The following is a 15,696-nucleotide window of genomic DNA, read 5'->3' on the forward strand; positions in this document are numbered from 1 at the left end:
TGCGGAGTAAGGCTATCTTACTCCTCGGTAAGAACTGCGTCGAGCCGCAGCATACGCCGTTGTTTGCGCTCACGGGACCCATCTGGGGCAGCTGTGGTCGGCAATAGTGCGGAGTCGCTGGTCGGCGCCGCTAGGGGTCGGATGCGGGGGTACAGCGCCGAGCGGCGAGAGGCATGTGGGTTTGCGACGAGACCAGCGCTGATAGCCCGGTCTGTACGGACATCGTTTCATCGCGGACATCGTGCGGACTGCGCTGTCGCTGGGGATTTGGTGTGGACCCATGGACCCGGTGGAGTCCCGTGGATCCGGTGGGGATTGTGGGCCTAGTGGCGGCTGTGGCGCTAGTCGGGGGCTGTGGTTCCGGTGGGTCTACAGTTCTGGTGGGGGTCTACGGTTCTGGTGGGGCTGTGGTGCCAGCCGGGGCGGACATGTGTCCCCGATGCTGTCTGTGGCCTCCGATATGCGACCGCCTGGGCACGACGTTCGCTTTGTCACGAACGCTGCGTTTCGATCGGCGGTCACCGCGCGCGGCATCGACTGTGTGGAGCTCGGCGACGACAGTGGCGGCTACGGGAGAGTGCAACAGGCGCTGAGTCACGGTGTGCCGCCGCTGATCGCCGCCGATGACAGTTCGGACAAACCCGCGATCGCGGCCCGGTGGCCTACGTCGGTGTCGGCGTCGACCTGGGCACGCCCCGGCCCCGGGCCTGCCGCCGTGCGGGCAGCGGTCGAGTGGGTGCTGGAGAAATCCGTCCGCCGCAGCGAAAACACTGCGGTTCCGGAGGGGATTGTGGTTTTGGTGCGGCCTGCGGATCCGGTGCGGGCTGTGCGAGGGTGTGGGACAGTGGCGCAATGTATTGGGTGGCGGGGTTTTTCGCTGCCGTGCTGGTGGCGTTCGCGAACCGTTATGGCTATCACCGGGACGAGTTGTACTTTCTTGCCGCGGGGCGGCGACTGGACTGGGGATATGCGGATCAGCCGCCGTTGACGCCGTTCGTCGCGCGGGTCATGTCCGCGATCGATCCGGATTCGCTGGTTTTACTGCGCGTTCCGGCGATTCTCGCCGCGACGCTCGTGGTGTTGTGCGCGGGGTGGATGGCGCGTGAGTTCGGTGGGGGACGGGCGGCGCGGGTTGTGGCGGCCGGCGCGGTGGCCGGGGCGGCGATGGTGCTGGGGGTGGGGCACATGTTGAGCACCGCGGTGTTCGATCTGGCGGCGTGGTCGGTTGTCGGTCTGCTGGTGTCGAAGGTGCTGAACGGCGCGGATCGGCGCTGGTGGCTGGTGATCGGAGTGGTGGTCGGTGTCGGATTGCAGAACAAGCTGCTGCTGATCTTCCCGGTGCTGGCGCTCGCGGTCGCGCTGGTTGCGGTCGGCCCGCGGAATGTGTTCGCCACCAAGTACTTTCCGCTCGCCGTCGCGGTTGCGGGGTTGATCTGGCTGCCGTACCTGGTGTGGCAGGCGAGCAACGGGTGGCCGCAGTGGGAGTTGAGCCGCGCGATCGCGGGCGGGTCGTCGGGGACCTCGGATTCGCCGATCGAGTTCGTGATCTTGCAATTCGGCCTGATGGGCCCACTGCTGGTGCCGCTGTGGCTGTTCGGGTTGTGGCGGTTGTGGCGTGCGCCCCGGTTTCGCGCGTTCCCGGTGAACTATGTGCTGCTGTTCGTGGTCTTCCTGGCGACCGGCGGCAAGGCGTACTACCTGGGCGGGATGTATCCGATCCTGCTGGCCGCCGCCGCGGTGCCCTTCGCCGAGTGGTTGGCGCAGAAGCGAATGCTTTGGCTCGCAACGGCTTCGGTGCTCGCACTGAACGCCATCGGCTCGGCGGTGCTGTTTCTACCCGTGCTGCCGGTATCCGGGTTGAACGATTCCCCGGTCCTCGCAGTCAACTACGACGCGGGAGAGACCATCGGCTGGCCCGAGTTCGTGCGCCGGATCGGCGGAGTGCGTGATGATCTCGGCCCTTCCCTCTCCATCCTCACCGCGAATTACGGCGAGGCGGGCGCCATCGAACGCTTCGGCGCGGACTACAACCTGCCGGCCCCGCACTCGGGCCACAACGCCTACTGGTGGTGGGGTCCGCCACCTGACACCGCCGCCGAGGTGATCACCATCGGCCTCGACTCCGGCCGCCTCTCCAGCCTGTTCGCCGATTGCCGGCCTGCGGGCACTGTCGACAACGGCTTGGGCATCGACAACGACGAACAGGGCGAACCGATCTTCGTCTGCCGCAACCTCCGCGCCCCTTGGCCCGATCTCTGGCCCGGGATGAAGCACCTCGGCTGACGAGGCCCGCACCGGCCCACCCTTGGCAACCACAGCGCTGACCGGTGTGAATCCGCAGGCACCGTGTCATCAGGGCGCGGTACTGTCGATCGGACGTCGGCGAGAGGAGCGGTGTGGTCGAGGCAGCCCCGATGGTGATGGCTCAGCCCGCGGACGCGGCGGATATCGCCGGACTGCGAGATCGGCTGGCGCAGTGGATGATCGACGCCGGCATCGCGCAGTGGCTGCCCGGTGAGTACCCGGCCGAGCGCATCGCCGCGGAGGCGGCGCGCGGGGAGTGGTTCCTCTGGCGGGAAGGTGGGCGGCTGATCGCGACTGTCCGCTTGATCTGGCGTGATCCGGAGTTCTGGGGCGAGGATGACGCCGAAGCCGGATACATCCACGGTCTGATGGTCGCGCCGGAACAGCGCGGCCGTGAGCTCGGCGCCCGGATCATCCAGTTCTGCGCCGAGCGCACCCGCGCCCAGGGCATCACCCGCCAGCGCCTGGACGCCGCGGCCAGCAACCCGGTGCTCCGGAAGTACTACACCGCACAGGGTTTCACCGAAGTGCGGGAAGCGCCGCTACCGCCACAGTTCCAAGGCACCGCGACGGTGTTCCTCTTCGAGAAGGATCTCGATTAGCGAGTCAGCTCAGGCGACGCAGAACTTCATCCTGGAGCAGGCCGTTGCTGGCGACCGCGTCGCCGCCGTGCGGGCCGGGCTTACCGTCCAGCGAGGTGAAGGTGCCGCCGGCCTCGCGGATGAGGATGTCGAGGGCAGCCAGATCCCACAGCGACACCTCAGGTTCCGCGGCGATGTCGACCGCGCCCTCGGCGAGCAGGCAGTAGGACAGGAAGTCGCCGTAGCCGCGAACCCGCCACACCGCGTCGGTGAGCTCGAGGAATTTCTCGCGCAGGCCGCGATCGCGCCAACCGGAAAGGCTGGAGAACGCCAGGCTCGCCGAGGCGAGGTCTCCGACCGCCGACACCGAAATCGGTTTCGCCGCAGCGGAAGCGAAGGCCGACCAAGCTCCGGCGCCCGCTGAGGCCCACCAGCGCCGAGTCAGGGCGGGCGCGCTCACGACGCCGAGGACCGGCACGCCGTCCTCCAGCAGTGCGATCAAGGTGGCCCAGATCGGCACGCCACGCACGAAGTTCTTGGTGCCATCGATCGGGTCGACGACCCACTGCCGCCCGGTGAATTCGACATCGCCGCCGAATTCCTCACCGAGTACCGAATCGCCGGGCCGGGCATGCTCGAGCAGCCCGCGGATCGCCTTCTCCACCGCCAGGTCGGCATCCGAGACCGGCGTCAGATCCGGCTTCGAATCCACCTTCAGATCTAGCGCGCCGAAGCGGGCCTTGGTGATCGAGTCGGCCTCGTCGGCCAACCGCAGGGCAAGTTCGAGGTCAGAGGAGTGCGCAGCCACGAACCGAACCCTATCCGGCGCTATCGCCCCCGCGGCGCCCGGCACGCGCGGACCCGGGAGACCCGCGGATACCGGCGCTACCAGGCCCTGGCGTACCGAACAGCGTCCGCGACCGCCGCCAAGTCGATGTCCAGCTCCGGATGGCGTTCTTTGACCGCGGCGAACTCCGCCAACGCATCGCCGATCGTCGCGCGGCGGGCCGAGGCGGTCAGCTCCTGCCGGACATATGTCTCGATCGGCAGCTTCGCGGCGTACGCGCGGCGACACCATACGGCGACCACGTCGGTGGGCAGGTCGTAGATCTGGATCAGAGCCAGCGCGCCGGTGTCGACGGTCGGGTCGACCGGCCAGCCCTGCCGGTCCCAGAACTCCACCACCGTGTCCATCGAGGTGCGGTGCCGGGCGAGAGCGATGAGCTCATGTCGGAGGTAGTCGCCGAGGGGGAGCCCGGCGGTTTTCGCCCGCCGCCGGAGTACTTCGACGGCGGTATCGGCGAGATCGTCGGGATAGATATCGGCCATGCGGGCCACGGTAACCCGGTGCGCGCGGTGCTGCACGCCCCCGATCACCCGACCGCCACGTTGCGGGCCGCTGTCAGAGCGGCGGCCCACCAGTGCAGTTGATCGAGCAGGGCCGCGGCCGCGGCGTTCGGCTCGGTCGGGTCGATCAGTTTTCCTTCCGCATCGAACAGCAGGTAATACCGCGGGAAGGAGACATAGTTACGCACCGTGTGGGCGTTCAGCTCGTTGAAAACCTGACGCAGGCCCTCGATGGCCAGAAGTCCGCCGCTGGCACCGCTGTACCCGACGAATCCGATTGCCTTGGAATCCCATTCGGTGACATACCAATCGATGGCGGCCTTCAGGACGGCGGGATAGCCCCGGTTGTAGTCGGGTGTGACGATGATGAACGCGTCCGCGGCGGCTAGGCGTTCACCCAGCGCGGCGACCGAGGCCGGGCGCGGCCCGCCGGGATCCATCATCGGCGGGATCGCCGGCAGATCCCGCGGCAGATCGAAGTCGGCGAGGTCGACCACGTCGATGTCGAATCCGCCGTGCGCGGCGGCCTGTTCGGCGAACCAGTCGGCCACGGTGGGGCCGAATCGGCCTTCGCGGACGCTGCCGATGATCACTGCGAGCTTCATGGGGTGCTCCTTCGAGAGTGGGCCGCGGGTTCGGCCGTTCCTCAAATCTGCGCCCTCGCAAGGTCCCCAGGAAGACCGTGGTGAGAGTGGTAGTGACAGGGTCACCTTCGGCCTCTCGGATCTTGTTAAGTTCGAAGCGTGCGGGAGTGACCTGCACGGGGAGGAGAGAGGCAAGTGAGCGACAACGAGCTGGGCCTGTTCCTGCGTAGCCGCCGTGAGGGGGTCACGCCCGCCAAGGTCGGCCTGCCCGCCGGCCCACGCCGCCGCACTCCCGGATTGCGCCGCGCCGAACTGGCCACCTTGGCCGGCGTCAGCGTGGAATACATCATCCGGCTCGAACAGGGCCGTGATCGTAGACCGTCGCCGTCGGTGCTGTCCGCGATCGCTGACGCCCTGCATCTCACTCCCAACGAACGAATTCACCTGCACCGCTTGACCAAATCCGTAGACGCCGGCTTCAGCTGCATGGGTTTCGTGCAGCCGAACCGCGAGGTCCGTCCGGCCGTGCGCGCGATTCTCGAGCACCTGGAGCCCGCACCCGCCGTCGTGGTCAACCGATTGCGGGAGGTCATCGCCTACACCGAGGGCTATCACCGGTTGATGGCTCCGACCGGTCTGCTCGACGATCCGCGTGGCGCCAACCTGCTGCTCTTCGCCTTCGGTGATCCGCGCGCTCGCGAGGTCTATCCGGATTGGGCGCACGTGGCCGACGAACTGGTCGCCGGCCTGAAGAACGGCCCCTTTCGCACCGACCCGGCCGCCGCCGCCCTCGCCGACGAACTCACCGTCCTCGCGGGCGAGGAATTCACTCGGCGGGTCGAAACCGTGCCCAGCCTGGCAGCCGCGACCGGCACCACCCGCCTCGACCATCCGCGAGCGGGCGCACTGCGCCTGACTTACGAAACCCTCGATCTCTCCGCCGACGACGACCAGCAATTACTCGTCTATCTCCCCGCCGACGAGGCCACCGCGACCGCTCTGGACACGCTCAGCGGGCGTCGGCCCGGCGCACTGCGCGTGGTCAGCGCATGAAAGTAGGGCGGAAAAGGGGTCGCCAGCCCTGGCAGACCGCCGCTACCCTTGTTTCATGGGGAAATCGACGCACAGTCCGAAGACACCGCTCGCGGCATCCGCTCACCCGGCCTGAAGAGCCGGTGGGGCGCGGCGCCCGCTAGTCTTGACCATCGTGCATCCTGACGTTTCCGCTGATCTCGCCGAACTCGACGCCACGCTCAAGACGGTCGAGTCGGTCCTCGACATCGAGGAACTGCGCCGCCGTATCGATGAGCTCGAACACCAGGCGGCCGACCCGGAACTGTGGAACGACCAGGACCACGCCCAGCAGGTGACCAGCGAGCTGTCGCACGCTCAGGGTGAGCTACGGCGCGTGGAGGAGTTGCGTCAGCGACTCGATGATCTGCCGGTCCTCTACGAGTTGGCCGAGGGCGAGGAGGGCCACGCGCATGTTCAGGCGCTCGCCGACGCCGATGCCGAGCGGGCCGCGCTGCACGTCGACGTGGAGGCCATGGAGGTCCGCACGCTGCTCTCGGGTGAATATGACAAGCGCGACGCGCTGGTCAACATCCGTTCCGGGGCCGGTGGCGTGGACGCCGCCGACTGGGCGCAGATGCTGATGCGGATGTATATCCGCTGGGCCGAACGGCACAAGTACACCGTCGAGGTCTATGACACCTCCTACGCCGAAGAAGCCGGGATCAAGAGCGCCACCTTCGCGGTGAAGGCGCCCTACGCCTACGGCACCCTGTCGGTGGAGATGGGCACGCACCGTCTGGTGCGTATCAGCCCGTTCGACAACCAGGGCCGCCGCCAGACTTCCTTCGCCGAGGTCGAGGTGCTGCCGGTGGTGGAGACCACCGACCACATCGAGATTCCGGAGAACGAGATCCGCGTCGATGTGTATCGCTCCTCGGGCCCGGGTGGTCAGAGCGTCAACACCACCGACTCCGCGGTGCGCCTGACCCACATCCCCACCGGCATCGTCGTCACCTGCCAGAACGAGAAGTCGCAGCTGCAGAACAAGATCTCGGCCATGCGCGTGCTGCAGGCCAAGCTGCTGGAGCGCAAGCGACTGGAAGAGCGCGCCGAGATGGACGCGCTCAAGACCAACGAGGGCGCGTCCTGGGGCAACCAGATGCGCTCCTACGTGTTGCACCCGTACCAGATGGTGAAGGATTTGCGCACCAACTACGAGGTGAACAACCCCTCGGCGGTGCTGGACGGTGAAATCGATGCCTTCGTGGAGTCGGGTATTCGCTGGCGTATGCGCGAGCAGGCGAATTAGCTTGCGGCTGGCTGGATTTCGATCCGGCGCCGAATTCGCTACCGGGCCGCAGCGCTCGTGTCGCGCGGCGCTGCGCGGTAGCCTGTCTGGCGTGCGTGTTACGGATGGTACGAATCTGCTGCCGCGGGGTGAGCGCTGGGCCCGGAGGCGGCAGCGGAGTGTAACCACGGAGGGCACCGCGAACACCGCCAATCCAACACAGCGAGGTGGGCGGTGATGGCTCTCGGCATCGCCTCGGACACCACGGTCTGGTTGCGATCGCAGGGGCTCGAGATCGTCCTGCTGATTCTCGGCGCGATCCTGTTCAGCCGATTCGCGACCTTCATCAGGGACCGGGTCACCAATAAGATCGACGCCGGCTTCCGCAGCAGCGACGCGCTGGTCCGGACCGAGGCGGCGAAACACCGGCATGCGCTGGCGCAGGTGCTGACCTGGGTGGTGCTGACCATCGTCTATGTCCTGGTCGGCATGGAGGTGCTGCGCCGGCTCGGGTTCCAGGTCACCGGTCTGGTCGCGCCCGCCGCGGTGCTCGGCGCCGCCCTGGGTTTCGGTGCGCAGCGCATCGTGCAGGACATTCTCGCCGGGTTCTTCCTGATCACCGAACGGCAGTACGGCTTCGGTGATGTGGTGAGCATCTCGGTTACTGGCTCCGCGGAGCTGGCCGAGGGTACGGTCGAGGACGTCACGCTGCGGATCACCACGCTGCGCAACGCCGACGGCGAAGTGATCACCGTGCCGAACGGTCAGATCGTGAAGGTGACCAATCTGTCCAAGGATTGGGCGCGCGCCGCGATCGACGTGCCGGTCGCGGCCAGCGCCGACATCACGCGGATCAACGAGATCTTGCACCAGGTGGGCGCGGACGCCTATCGAGACCGCAGGCTCGAACCGCTCCTGCTCGACGAACCCAGTGTGATGGGCGTCGAAGATCTCACCGTGGACCAGATGAACATCCGAATGGTTGCCCGCACGTTGCCGGGTAAGCAATTCGAAGTCAGTCGTGAGCTGCGCGTGCGTGTTGCCGCCGCGCTGCGACGGGAGGGCATCAGTGAAACTTCAACTTCGTAAGCCGACCTCGCTCAACCCGCTGCAGACCACCGAGTTGAAACCGCGAAAGTCCACGGCGATCCTGATGGCGGCGTGGGTCGGTACGTTCGCGCTATGGCTGTTCGTCAAGCCTGATGAACCATCTCAGCCAGGCGCGGGTTTCTTCGTCAATAGCGTGTCTACTTCGCAGAAGGCGGAGCCCGCTGCTCGATAGCTGTTGCGCCCCGGGTGTATGCGCGGGCGTTGCTGGCTACACTGGCTCCCCGTGATCACCATGCGGAACGTCACCAAGCTCTACAAGACGTCGACGCGGCCCGCGCTCCAGGACATTTCAGTTCAGGTGGACAAGGGCGAGTTCGTCTTCGTGATCGGTCCGTCCGGATCCGGTAAGTCGACCTTCATGCGGCTGCTCCTCAAAGAGGAGGCGCCGACCGCCGGGCAGATCCAGGTCGCCGACTTCCAGGTCGATCGGCTGCCCGGACGGAAGGTCCCGAAACTGCGCCAGCGAATGGGCTGCGTATTCCAGGACTTCCGGCTGCTGCAGCAGAAAACCGTCTACGAGAACGTGGCGTTCGCGCTGGAGGTGATCGGCAAACGGCGCCAGTTCATCGACCGCACCGTCCCGGAAACCCTGGACATGGTCGGGCTGGGCGGCAAGGCGGACCGGCTGCCCAATGAGCTCTCCGGTGGTGAACAGCAGCGGGTGGCGATCGCGCGCGCGTTCGTGAACCGGCCGTTGGTGCTGCTGGCCGACGAGCCGACCGGCAACCTCGACCCGGACACCAGCGCCGACATCATGATGCTGCTCGAGCGCATCAACCGGGTCGGCACCACCGTGGTGATGGCCACGCACGACAACAACATCGTCGACGCGATGCGCAGGCGGGTCATCGAACTCGACCGCGGCCGCATGGTGCGCGACGACGCCTACGGCGTTTACGGAGTGGATCGGTAATGCGGCTGAGCTTCCTGTTCAACGAGGTTTTCACCGGTCTGCGTCGCAACGTCACCATGACGGTCGCGATGATCCTGACCACCGCGGTGTCGCTGGCCATGCTCGGCGGCGGTCTGCTGTCGGTGCGGATGGCCGACAAGACCGAGCAGTATTTCACCGGCCGGTTGGAGGTGCGTTTCTACCTCGACGAGACCATCTCCGACAGTGATCCGGATTGCGCGGCCGAGCCGTGTAAATCGCTGCTGGCGGATATGAAGAAGACCGACGGCGTGGTGAGTGTGCAGTTCCTCAACCGTGCGGCCGCGCTGGAGGAGGCGAAGAAGCTCTTCGCCGATCAGCCGGAGATGGTGCAGTACATCTCGGAGACCCCGCTGCCCGCGTCGATGCGGGTGAAGATGACCGACGGCAGTCAGTACCAGCACATCTACGAGACCTTCCACGGCAGGCAGGGTGTGCGGACGGTCGCCAACGATCGTGAGTTCGTGGACCGGCTGCTGCGGTTGTTCGACGGATTGCGCAACGCGGCCTTCGGTCTGGCGATCGTGATGGCTCTGGCGGCGCTGCTGCTGATCGCGAACATGATGCAGATCGCGGCGTTCACCCGGCGGACCGAGGTCAGCATCATGCGGCTGGTCGGTGCCACGCGGTGGTACACGCAGTTGCCGTTCCTGATGGAGGCGGTGGTCGCGGCGCTGGCCGGGTCGCTGCTGGCCATCACGGGTCTACTCATCGCGCGGCCGCTGGTGATCGATCGGGCGCTCGGGCCGTTGTTCGACAGCAATGTGTTCCCGCGCATCACCGGTGACGACATCGCCGTGGTCGCCTTGACCATCGCGCCGATCGGCGTGCTGGTCGCGGCGGTGACGGCGTATGCGACGCTGCGCTACTACGTGCGGGAATGATTTCTATCCACATGTGCACAACTTGGGCATCGCCCCAGGTCGACCTTCGCCACGGGGGCGCGGTCGCCGGGGAGCGCTCGTAGGATGGGCCGGGTGACCCTCTCCGAAGCATCCACGGTGACCGACGGTGAAGCCCCCGCAGGCGCGGAACCCTCTGCGGCACAAGAGGTTCTACGGCGCGTCTTCGGCTACGACAGCTTCCGCGGCGAGCAGGAGCAGATCGTCGAGCAGGTGATCGCCGGCGGCGATGCGCTGGTGCTCATGCCGACCGGCGGCGGTAAATCACTGTGCTATCAGGTACCCGCGCTGGTGCGTCCCGGAGTCGGCGTGGTCGTCTCGCCGCTGATCGCGTTGATGCAGGATCAGGTCGACGCGCTCAGCGCGCTCGGCGTGCGGGCCGGGTTCCTGAACTCCACGCAGTATCCGGACGAGCGGCGGCTGGTCGAATCGCAATTCGTCGCCGGCGAACTCGATCTGCTGTACCTCGCCCCGGAACGATTGCGGCTGGAATCCACCGCGCAGCTACTCGATCGGGGCAAGGTCGCGCTGTTCGCGATCGACGAGGCGCACTGTGTGTCGCAGTGGGGCCACGACTTCCGCCCCGACTACCTGGCGCTGTCCATGCTGCACGAGCGCTGGCCCGACGTGCCGCGGATCGCGCTCACGGCCACCGCCACGGCGAAGACGCGCGACGAGATCGTGCAGCGGCTGGATCTCGGGGGTGCGCGGCAGTTCGTCGCCAGCTTCGACCGGCCGAATATCCAATATCGAATCGAACCGAAGAACCGCCCCGATCGTCAGCTGCTCGAGTTCCTGAAGGCCGAGCACCCCGGCGACGCCGGCATCGTCTACTGCCTGTCCCGCAATTCGGTGGAGAAGACGGCGGCGTTCCTCACCGAGAACGGCATCACCGCCGTTCCGTATCACGCCGGGCTGGATCACCGCACGCGCGCGGAGAATCAATCCCGGTTCCTGCGGGAGGAGGGCCTGGTGGTGGTGGCGACCATCGCCTTCGGCATGGGCATCGACAAGCCGGACGTGCGGTTCGTCGCACACCTGGACTTGCCGAAATCGGTGGAGGGCTACTACCAGGAGACGGGCCGCGCCGGCCGCGACGGGCTGCCGTCCACCGCGTGGATGGTGTACGGGCTCAACGACGTTGTGCAGCAACGGAAGATGATCGACTCCTCCGAGGGCGACGCCGCGCACCGCCGGCAGCTGCAACTGCACCTGGACGCGATGCTGGCCCTCTGCGAGACCGTCAGCTGCCGCCGCACCCAACTGCTGGCCTACTTCGGCCAGCAGGGTGATCCGTGCGGCAACTGCGACACCTGCCTGGCCCCACCCGAGTCCTGGGACGGCACCGTGCCCGCCCAGAAACTGCTCTCCACAGTGCTGCGCCTGAAACGCGAACGTGGGCAGAGCTTCGGCGCCGGGCACGTCATCGACATTCTGCTCGGGAAGTCGAATCCCAAAGTGCTGCAATACGATCACCACGAACTGAAGGTCTTCGGTATCGGCACCGACCTGCGCGATATCGAATGGCGCGGCGTCGTGCGGCAGTTGCTGGCGCAGGGTTTGCTCGCGGTGCACGGCGATTTCGGGGTGCTCACCCTCACCGAAGCCGGCAACGAGGTGTTGTTCGACGGCCGCCAGGTGCGATTGCGCCGTGAGGTCGAGCGCGCCCCGAAGCCCGCTCGTGCGGCGAAGGCCAAGGCGGGCAAGGCACCGGCCGCCGATCTCGCCGCCGCCGACGTGCCGCTGTTCGAACGGTTGCGGGCGTGGCGCGCCGCGACGGCCAAGGAGCAGGGTGTGCCCGCCTATGTGGTCTTCCACGACGCCACCCTGCGAGAAATCGCCAAGCGCAAACCCACGAGCCTGTCCGAGCTCGGCGCTGTCGGCGGCGTCGGTGAGGCGAAGCTGGCCAAATACGGCGAGGGTGTGCTGGAGGTCCTCGCGGCCGAGTAGCGCTGCGGTGGTCGCCCGACCGGTCGACGGCTGGAGCGCAGCTCGATGAGTTTCCCGACGTGACGACGTCTTTACCGGTAGTGGACCTCTGGATCCGGGGGTCGAATGCCGCCGACGAACGCTCGAGGAGACCGACTCATGAGTGACCATCTGACCACCTCTCGCGGCGACCGGGTCGCCTACGATCTGCGCGGCTCCGGCCCCGCGCTGATCTTCATCGCCGGGGCCGGTCCGTATCGTGCTATCGATCCGACCACCACCGCCACCGCGGAACTGGCTGCCCGGCAAGGCATTACGACCATCGTCTACGACCGCCTCGGCCGCGGTGAGAGCAAGGTGGACGGGCCGATCGATCTGGCCCGGGAGTTGGCCGCCGTAGCGGCCCTGATCGGAGCGGCGGGCGGCAGCGCTGTGCTGTGTGGCCACTCGTCGGGCTGCTCCCTCGCCCTCGCTGCCGCCGTGCGCGGGCTGGCGGTAACCGGGCTCGCGCTGTGGGAAGCCCCGCTGGGCCCGCCGGACAGCGGCGCCCGGGAATGGGCCGCGGAGGTCGACCGGCGCATCGATGCCGGTGATCTGGAGGGCGCGATGCGCTACTACATGAAGGACATGCCGCCGGAGTTCTTCGAGACATGGCGGCAGTCACCGGAATTCCCGGACCTGGTCGCGCAGGCCGGCAGCCTGCGTGCCGACGGCGAGTCGCTCGTCTGGGCCGAATCCGCACCCCTCACGGAACTGCTGGCGACCGTCCGGGTTCCGGTCCTGACGATGGTGGGTGAGCAGACCTATCCGGTGATGCACGAGGCCGCCGACTCCCTGGTCGCAGCACTCCCTGGCGCGACGAAGAAGGAAATGCCCGGAGCGAACCACACTTGGGCACCGGAACCGATGGCCAAGGAACTTGTCGAATTCGTGCTCGCGACTCGCTGACGCTCGGTAATCTCCGCCGAATTCCGGTCGTTGCGGTACAACACCACGGGGACAAGCCGTGAACGGCCGGTGCGGTGCTGGACACATATTGGTCAATCGACCAGTATGTGCGAGTGGCGATCGCGCGGAACCAGCAGGAGGCAGCAATGAGTGGCGCGCAGGGCATCGGACGCCGTGAACTGCTGACCGGTGCGGCGGCCGTCGCGGCAAGCGCGACGCTCGTCGGTCTCTCACCAGCGCAAGCGGTTCCGGTCGCCCAGGGTGTCGAGAAGTTCGCGTTGTCCACCGATCGGCAGCGCGTCCGAGTTCTCATCACCGGTGACGCGGGCACCGGCACCCGCACCCAGTGGGCCGTCGCCGACGCCGCCCGTGCATTCCACCGCCGCGAGCCCTTCGCCCTGGCGCTCGGCCTAGGCGACAATATCTATGAATCCGGCCCCACGAGCGCCACCGACGTCCAGTTCGCCGACAAATTCGAAAACCCCAATGCCGGACTGGATTTCCCGTGGGCGATGGTGCTCGGCAACCACGACACCAGCTCCATCCTCCCCGGTGACGGCGGCTGGCTGCTGCGCGGCAACACCGAAGTCGAATATCACGCGCACTCGCCGCGCTGGTGGATGCCGAGCCGCTACTACTCGATCCGCCCGAACCCGGTGGTGGAGTTCTTCATCCTCGACCTCAACCCGCTCGCCGCCTACATCCCGCCGTTGCTGTCGGACTACTGGGCGGTCGAGGGCACGTTCATGAACGAGCAGCGCGCCTGGCTGGACCGCGCCCTGGACGAGTCATCGGCCACCTGGAAGATCGTCTGCACCCACCACCCGTATCTGAGCAACGGCAGCCACGGCAACGCCGGTCGCTACGAGGGCCTGTCCATCGAGCCGATCAACGGCGTGCACGTGCGGCGCTTCTTCGAGGAGCACGTGGCAGGCAAGGCGCACTTCATCCTCTCCGGCCACGATCACGACCTGCAGGTGCTCGAGCCCACTCCGGAATCCAAGGGCACCCGTCAGATCGTCTCCGGCGCGGCGGCCAAGACTTCCGGCAACGCCGGGCGGTCCGGTCCCAACGCGGCACTGTTCGAGACCCATCACGAACTCGGCTTCATGGTCATGGATCTGTCGGCGAACGCGGTCGACCTGCGCGTGATCACCGTCGACCCGGCCACCGGCGTGGGCAGCGAGGCGTTCCGCCGCCGCCTGGCCTGATCGCAACGCGCCTGCGCCGCAACATCACCGAATCGCAACACCGGGGCCGCCGGGGGATCAAACCGGGCAGGATGGTGGGAACGCCCGTTACCGTGCTGGCATGGCATCCGGTGATGGCGCGTCCGAGGACGAGTCCGAAGTGTCCGGTGGTTCCCCTGTCGAAGGCGGAAATGCCGACATGCACGGTCGCAGGAGAGGAGACTCCATGGTGGATCCATCCCGGCTCGGCCACCGGCATCCCAGACGTCTCGGCCGCCCCCGCGTCACCACCTTGCTCATGCTGGCCGCATTCATCGGCTTGTTCGTGCTCTACCTCAACCTTCAATGAGCTCCCAGGCTGCGGCCGCGGAAAAATCCACTTGCCGCGTCACATAAAGTGGACCGAATGAAGGAGAAGGGGCGCAAGGTCATCGCGACCAACCGCCGAGCGCGGCACAACTACACGATCCTGGAGACCTTCGAGGCCGGGATCGCACTGGTCGGTACCGAGGTGAAGAGCCTGCGTGAGGGCAAGGCCTCGCTGGTCGACGCCTTCGCGACGGTCGACAACCGCGAGGTGTGGTTGCGCGGTCTGCACATTCCCGAGTTCAGCCACGGCACCTGGACCAACCATTCGCCCCGCCGCGTCCGCAAACTGCTGCTGCACAAGCGCGAGATCGAGCGTCTCGTCGGCAAGTCCCGCGAAGGCAACCAGACTCTGGTGCCGCTGTCCATGTACTTCTCCGACGGCAAGGTGAAGGTCGAACTCGCCCTGGCCAAGGGTAAACAGGACTACGACAAGCGCCAGGACATCGCCCGGCGGACGGCCGAACGCGAGGTCACTCGCGAGATCGGCCGTCGCGTGAAGGGGATGAGCCGCTAGCGGCCTCGGTCCCGCTACAGCCGGCGGAACCGGGCGAGCCAGGCGGCGACGCTCACCCGGCCGTTCGCCTGCTCCAGTGCGGCGGCTTGTTCGGCGACCGACTCGGTCACCCGGCCGAGGTACCGGGCGGGCTGGAGGTCCTCCAATTCCCAGCCGGCGCTGAAGGATTCGCGGATGATCGAGTCGCTGATGCGCGGTCCGAAGCCTGGCTCGCGGTCCGAGAGCGCCAGTACGTGGACCCGCCCGCCGGGCTTGCACACCGCGTGCAGGCTGCGTACGTAGGCGGCGCGGGCATCGGGGGCCGCGCCGAAGACGTGGAACAGGGCGCTGTCCACGATGGTGTCGAACAGCGGCGCGCCGTCGTCGTCGGCCAGTGCCGCGGCCGCGGTGAGATCGAGCGCATCGGCGACATCGAACCGGGCGCCCGGCACACCCTGCGCCGCAGCATTGCGGCGCGCGTACTCGACCGCGCTGGGGGAGACATCGACACCGCGCACGTCATATCCCAGCCGGGTCAGCAGAATGGTGTGCTCACCGGCACCACTGCCCGGATCGAGCACTCGCCCCCGGATCCAGCCCTGCTGTTCCAGGGAGACGATCGCGGGTTGCGGCTCGCCGATCACCCACGGGGCGGAGTCGTTGTCGTAGAGGGCATTCCAGGTTTCCACAGGTGTGCTCATGACTC

At 67.1% G+C, this 15,696-nt stretch carries 17 protein-coding genes; 13 read left to right on the top strand and 4 right to left on the bottom strand.

Going from position 1 to position 15,696, the window contains the following annotated elements; genetic code table 11:
* The first annotated feature begins 852 nt into the window (after nucleotides 1–852).
* Nucleotides 853–2,283, top strand: a complete 1,431-nt coding sequence (locus BJ987_RS12350; RefSeq protein ID WP_209888399.1) for a glycosyltransferase family 39 protein — start codon at nucleotides 853–855, stop codon at nucleotides 2,281–2,283.
* 113 nt (nucleotides 2,284–2,396) lie between these two features.
* A complete protein-coding gene (locus BJ987_RS12355) occupies nucleotides 2,397–2,906 on the top strand; it encodes a GNAT family N-acetyltransferase (RefSeq protein ID WP_307869584.1) in 510 nt (169 codons plus the stop codon).
* Between the two features lie 4 nt (nucleotides 2,907–2,910).
* On the opposite strand, the gene hisN is transcribed toward BJ987_RS12355, so the two are convergent.
* The 3 genes from hisN to BJ987_RS12370 all read right to left on the bottom strand — a co-directional run bounded on the left by hisN (nucleotide 2,911) and on the right by BJ987_RS12370 (nucleotide 4,837).
* Nucleotides 2,911–3,693, bottom strand: a complete 783-nt coding sequence (gene hisN, locus BJ987_RS12360) for a histidinol-phosphatase (protein WP_209888405.1) — start codon at nucleotides 3,691–3,693, stop codon at nucleotides 2,911–2,913.
* A gap of 77 nt (nucleotides 3,694–3,770) precedes the next feature.
* On the bottom strand, nucleotides 3,771–4,214 hold the full coding sequence (locus tag BJ987_RS12365) for a hypothetical protein (protein ID WP_209888408.1): 444 nt from the start codon (nucleotides 4,212–4,214) through the stop codon (nucleotides 3,771–3,773).
* A gap of 44 nt (nucleotides 4,215–4,258) precedes the next feature.
* Nucleotides 4,259–4,837, bottom strand: a complete 579-nt coding sequence (locus BJ987_RS12370) for an NADPH-dependent FMN reductase (protein WP_209888410.1) — start codon at nucleotides 4,835–4,837, stop codon at nucleotides 4,259–4,261.
* 174 nt (nucleotides 4,838–5,011) lie between these two features.
* Here BJ987_RS12370 and BJ987_RS12375 point away from each other — a divergent pair, with 174 nt between their 5' ends.
* From BJ987_RS12375 to smpB, 11 genes are all read left to right on the top strand, one after another.
* Nucleotides 5,012–5,869: a helix-turn-helix domain-containing protein gene (locus BJ987_RS12375; RefSeq protein ID WP_209888412.1), complete on the top strand. Its 858-nt coding sequence runs from the start codon at nucleotides 5,012–5,014 to the stop codon at nucleotides 5,867–5,869.
* A 154-nt stretch (nucleotides 5,870–6,023) separates the two neighbouring features.
* Nucleotides 6,024–7,139, top strand: a complete 1,116-nt coding sequence (gene prfB / locus BJ987_RS12380) for a peptide chain release factor 2 (protein ID WP_209888415.1) — start codon at nucleotides 6,024–6,026, stop codon at nucleotides 7,137–7,139.
* Between the two features lie 216 nt (nucleotides 7,140–7,355).
* The gene (locus tag BJ987_RS12385) at nucleotides 7,356–8,207 is read left to right on the top strand and encodes a mechanosensitive ion channel family protein (protein ID WP_209888418.1); all 852 of its coding nucleotides are present in this window, start codon (nucleotides 7,356–7,358) and stop codon (nucleotides 8,205–8,207) included.
* Nucleotides 8,188–8,400 carry an Rv3103c transmembrane domain-containing protein gene (locus BJ987_RS12390; RefSeq protein WP_209888421.1) on the top strand — a complete coding sequence of 71 codons (213 nt, stop codon included), beginning with the start codon at nucleotides 8,188–8,190 and terminating at the stop codon, nucleotides 8,398–8,400. The genes BJ987_RS12385 and BJ987_RS12390 overlap by 20 nt, the downstream gene beginning before the upstream one ends.
* A 51-nt stretch (nucleotides 8,401–8,451) precedes the next feature.
* The gene (gene ftsE / locus BJ987_RS12395) at nucleotides 8,452–9,141 is read left to right on the top strand and encodes a cell division ATP-binding protein FtsE (protein ID WP_209888424.1); all 690 of its coding nucleotides are present in this window, start codon (nucleotides 8,452–8,454) and stop codon (nucleotides 9,139–9,141) included.
* The gene (gene ftsX, locus BJ987_RS12400; RefSeq protein WP_209888428.1) at nucleotides 9,141–10,043 is read left to right on the top strand and encodes a permease-like cell division protein FtsX; all 903 of its coding nucleotides are present in this window, start codon (nucleotides 9,141–9,143) and stop codon (nucleotides 10,041–10,043) included. Before ftsE ends, ftsX begins: the two co-directional genes overlap by 1 nt.
* 93 nt (nucleotides 10,044–10,136) lie before the next feature.
* Entirely contained in the window at nucleotides 10,137–12,011 is a 1,875-nt protein-coding gene (gene recQ / locus BJ987_RS12405; RefSeq protein WP_209888431.1) for a DNA helicase RecQ, read from the top strand.
* Nucleotides 12,012–12,149: 138 nt separating this feature from the next.
* Nucleotides 12,150–12,938, top strand: a complete 789-nt coding sequence (locus tag BJ987_RS12410) for an alpha/beta fold hydrolase (RefSeq protein ID WP_209888435.1) — start codon at nucleotides 12,150–12,152, stop codon at nucleotides 12,936–12,938.
* A 146-nt stretch (nucleotides 12,939–13,084) separates the two neighbouring features.
* Nucleotides 13,085–14,149, top strand: a complete 1,065-nt coding sequence (locus BJ987_RS12415) for a metallophosphoesterase (protein WP_209888438.1) — start codon at nucleotides 13,085–13,087, stop codon at nucleotides 14,147–14,149.
* A 100-nt stretch (nucleotides 14,150–14,249) separates the two neighbouring features.
* Entirely contained in the window at nucleotides 14,250–14,477 is a 228-nt protein-coding gene (locus BJ987_RS12420) for a WLR motif membrane protein (RefSeq protein ID WP_209888440.1), read from the top strand.
* A 57-nt stretch (nucleotides 14,478–14,534) separates the two neighbouring features.
* Nucleotides 14,535–15,011, top strand: coding sequence for an SsrA-binding protein SmpB (smpB, locus tag BJ987_RS12425; protein WP_194815049.1), 477 nt, complete (start codon nucleotides 14,535–14,537; stop codon nucleotides 15,009–15,011).
* Between the two features lie 14 nt (nucleotides 15,012–15,025).
* On the opposite strand, the gene BJ987_RS12430 is transcribed toward smpB, so the two are convergent.
* On the bottom strand, nucleotides 15,026–15,691 hold the full coding sequence (locus tag BJ987_RS12430; RefSeq protein WP_209888442.1) for a class I SAM-dependent methyltransferase: 666 nt from the start codon (nucleotides 15,689–15,691) through the stop codon (nucleotides 15,026–15,028).
* Between the last annotated feature and the right edge of the window lie 5 nt (nucleotides 15,692–15,696).

It is taken from the genome of Nocardia goodfellowii, assembly GCF_017875645.1.
Classification (GTDB): Bacteria; Actinomycetota; Actinomycetes; order Mycobacteriales; family Mycobacteriaceae; genus Nocardia; species Nocardia goodfellowii.

Excerpts from the sequence above, each read along its gene's own strand:
- BJ987_RS12415 (WP_209888438.1), top strand. The coding sequence starts at position 13,085 with ATGAGTGGCGCGCAGGGCATCGGACGCCGTGAACTGCTGACCGGTGCG.
- ftsX (WP_209888428.1), top strand. The coding sequence starts at position 9,141 with ATGCGGCTGAGCTTCCTGTTCAACGAGGTTTTCACCGGTCTGCGTCGC.
- BJ987_RS12410 (WP_209888435.1), top strand. The coding sequence starts at position 12,150 with ATGAGTGACCATCTGACCACCTCTCGCGGCGACCGGGTCGCCTACGAT.
- BJ987_RS12365 (WP_209888408.1), bottom strand. The coding sequence starts at position 4,214 with ATGGCCGATATCTATCCCGACGATCTCGCCGATACCGCCGTCGAAGTA.
- BJ987_RS12370 (WP_209888410.1), bottom strand. The coding sequence starts at position 4,837 with ATGAAGCTCGCAGTGATCATCGGCAGCGTCCGCGAAGGCCGATTCGGC.
- BJ987_RS12350 (WP_209888399.1), top strand. The coding sequence starts at position 853 with ATGTATTGGGTGGCGGGGTTTTTCGCTGCCGTGCTGGTGGCGTTCGCG.
- smpB (WP_194815049.1), top strand. The coding sequence starts at position 14,535 with ATGAAGGAGAAGGGGCGCAAGGTCATCGCGACCAACCGCCGAGCGCGG.
- BJ987_RS12430 (WP_209888442.1), bottom strand. The coding sequence starts at position 15,691 with ATGAGCACACCTGTGGAAACCTGGAATGCCCTCTACGACAACGACTCC.
- BJ987_RS12385 (WP_209888418.1), top strand. The coding sequence starts at position 7,356 with ATGGCTCTCGGCATCGCCTCGGACACCACGGTCTGGTTGCGATCGCAG.
- BJ987_RS12420 (WP_209888440.1), top strand. The coding sequence starts at position 14,250 with ATGGCATCCGGTGATGGCGCGTCCGAGGACGAGTCCGAAGTGTCCGGT.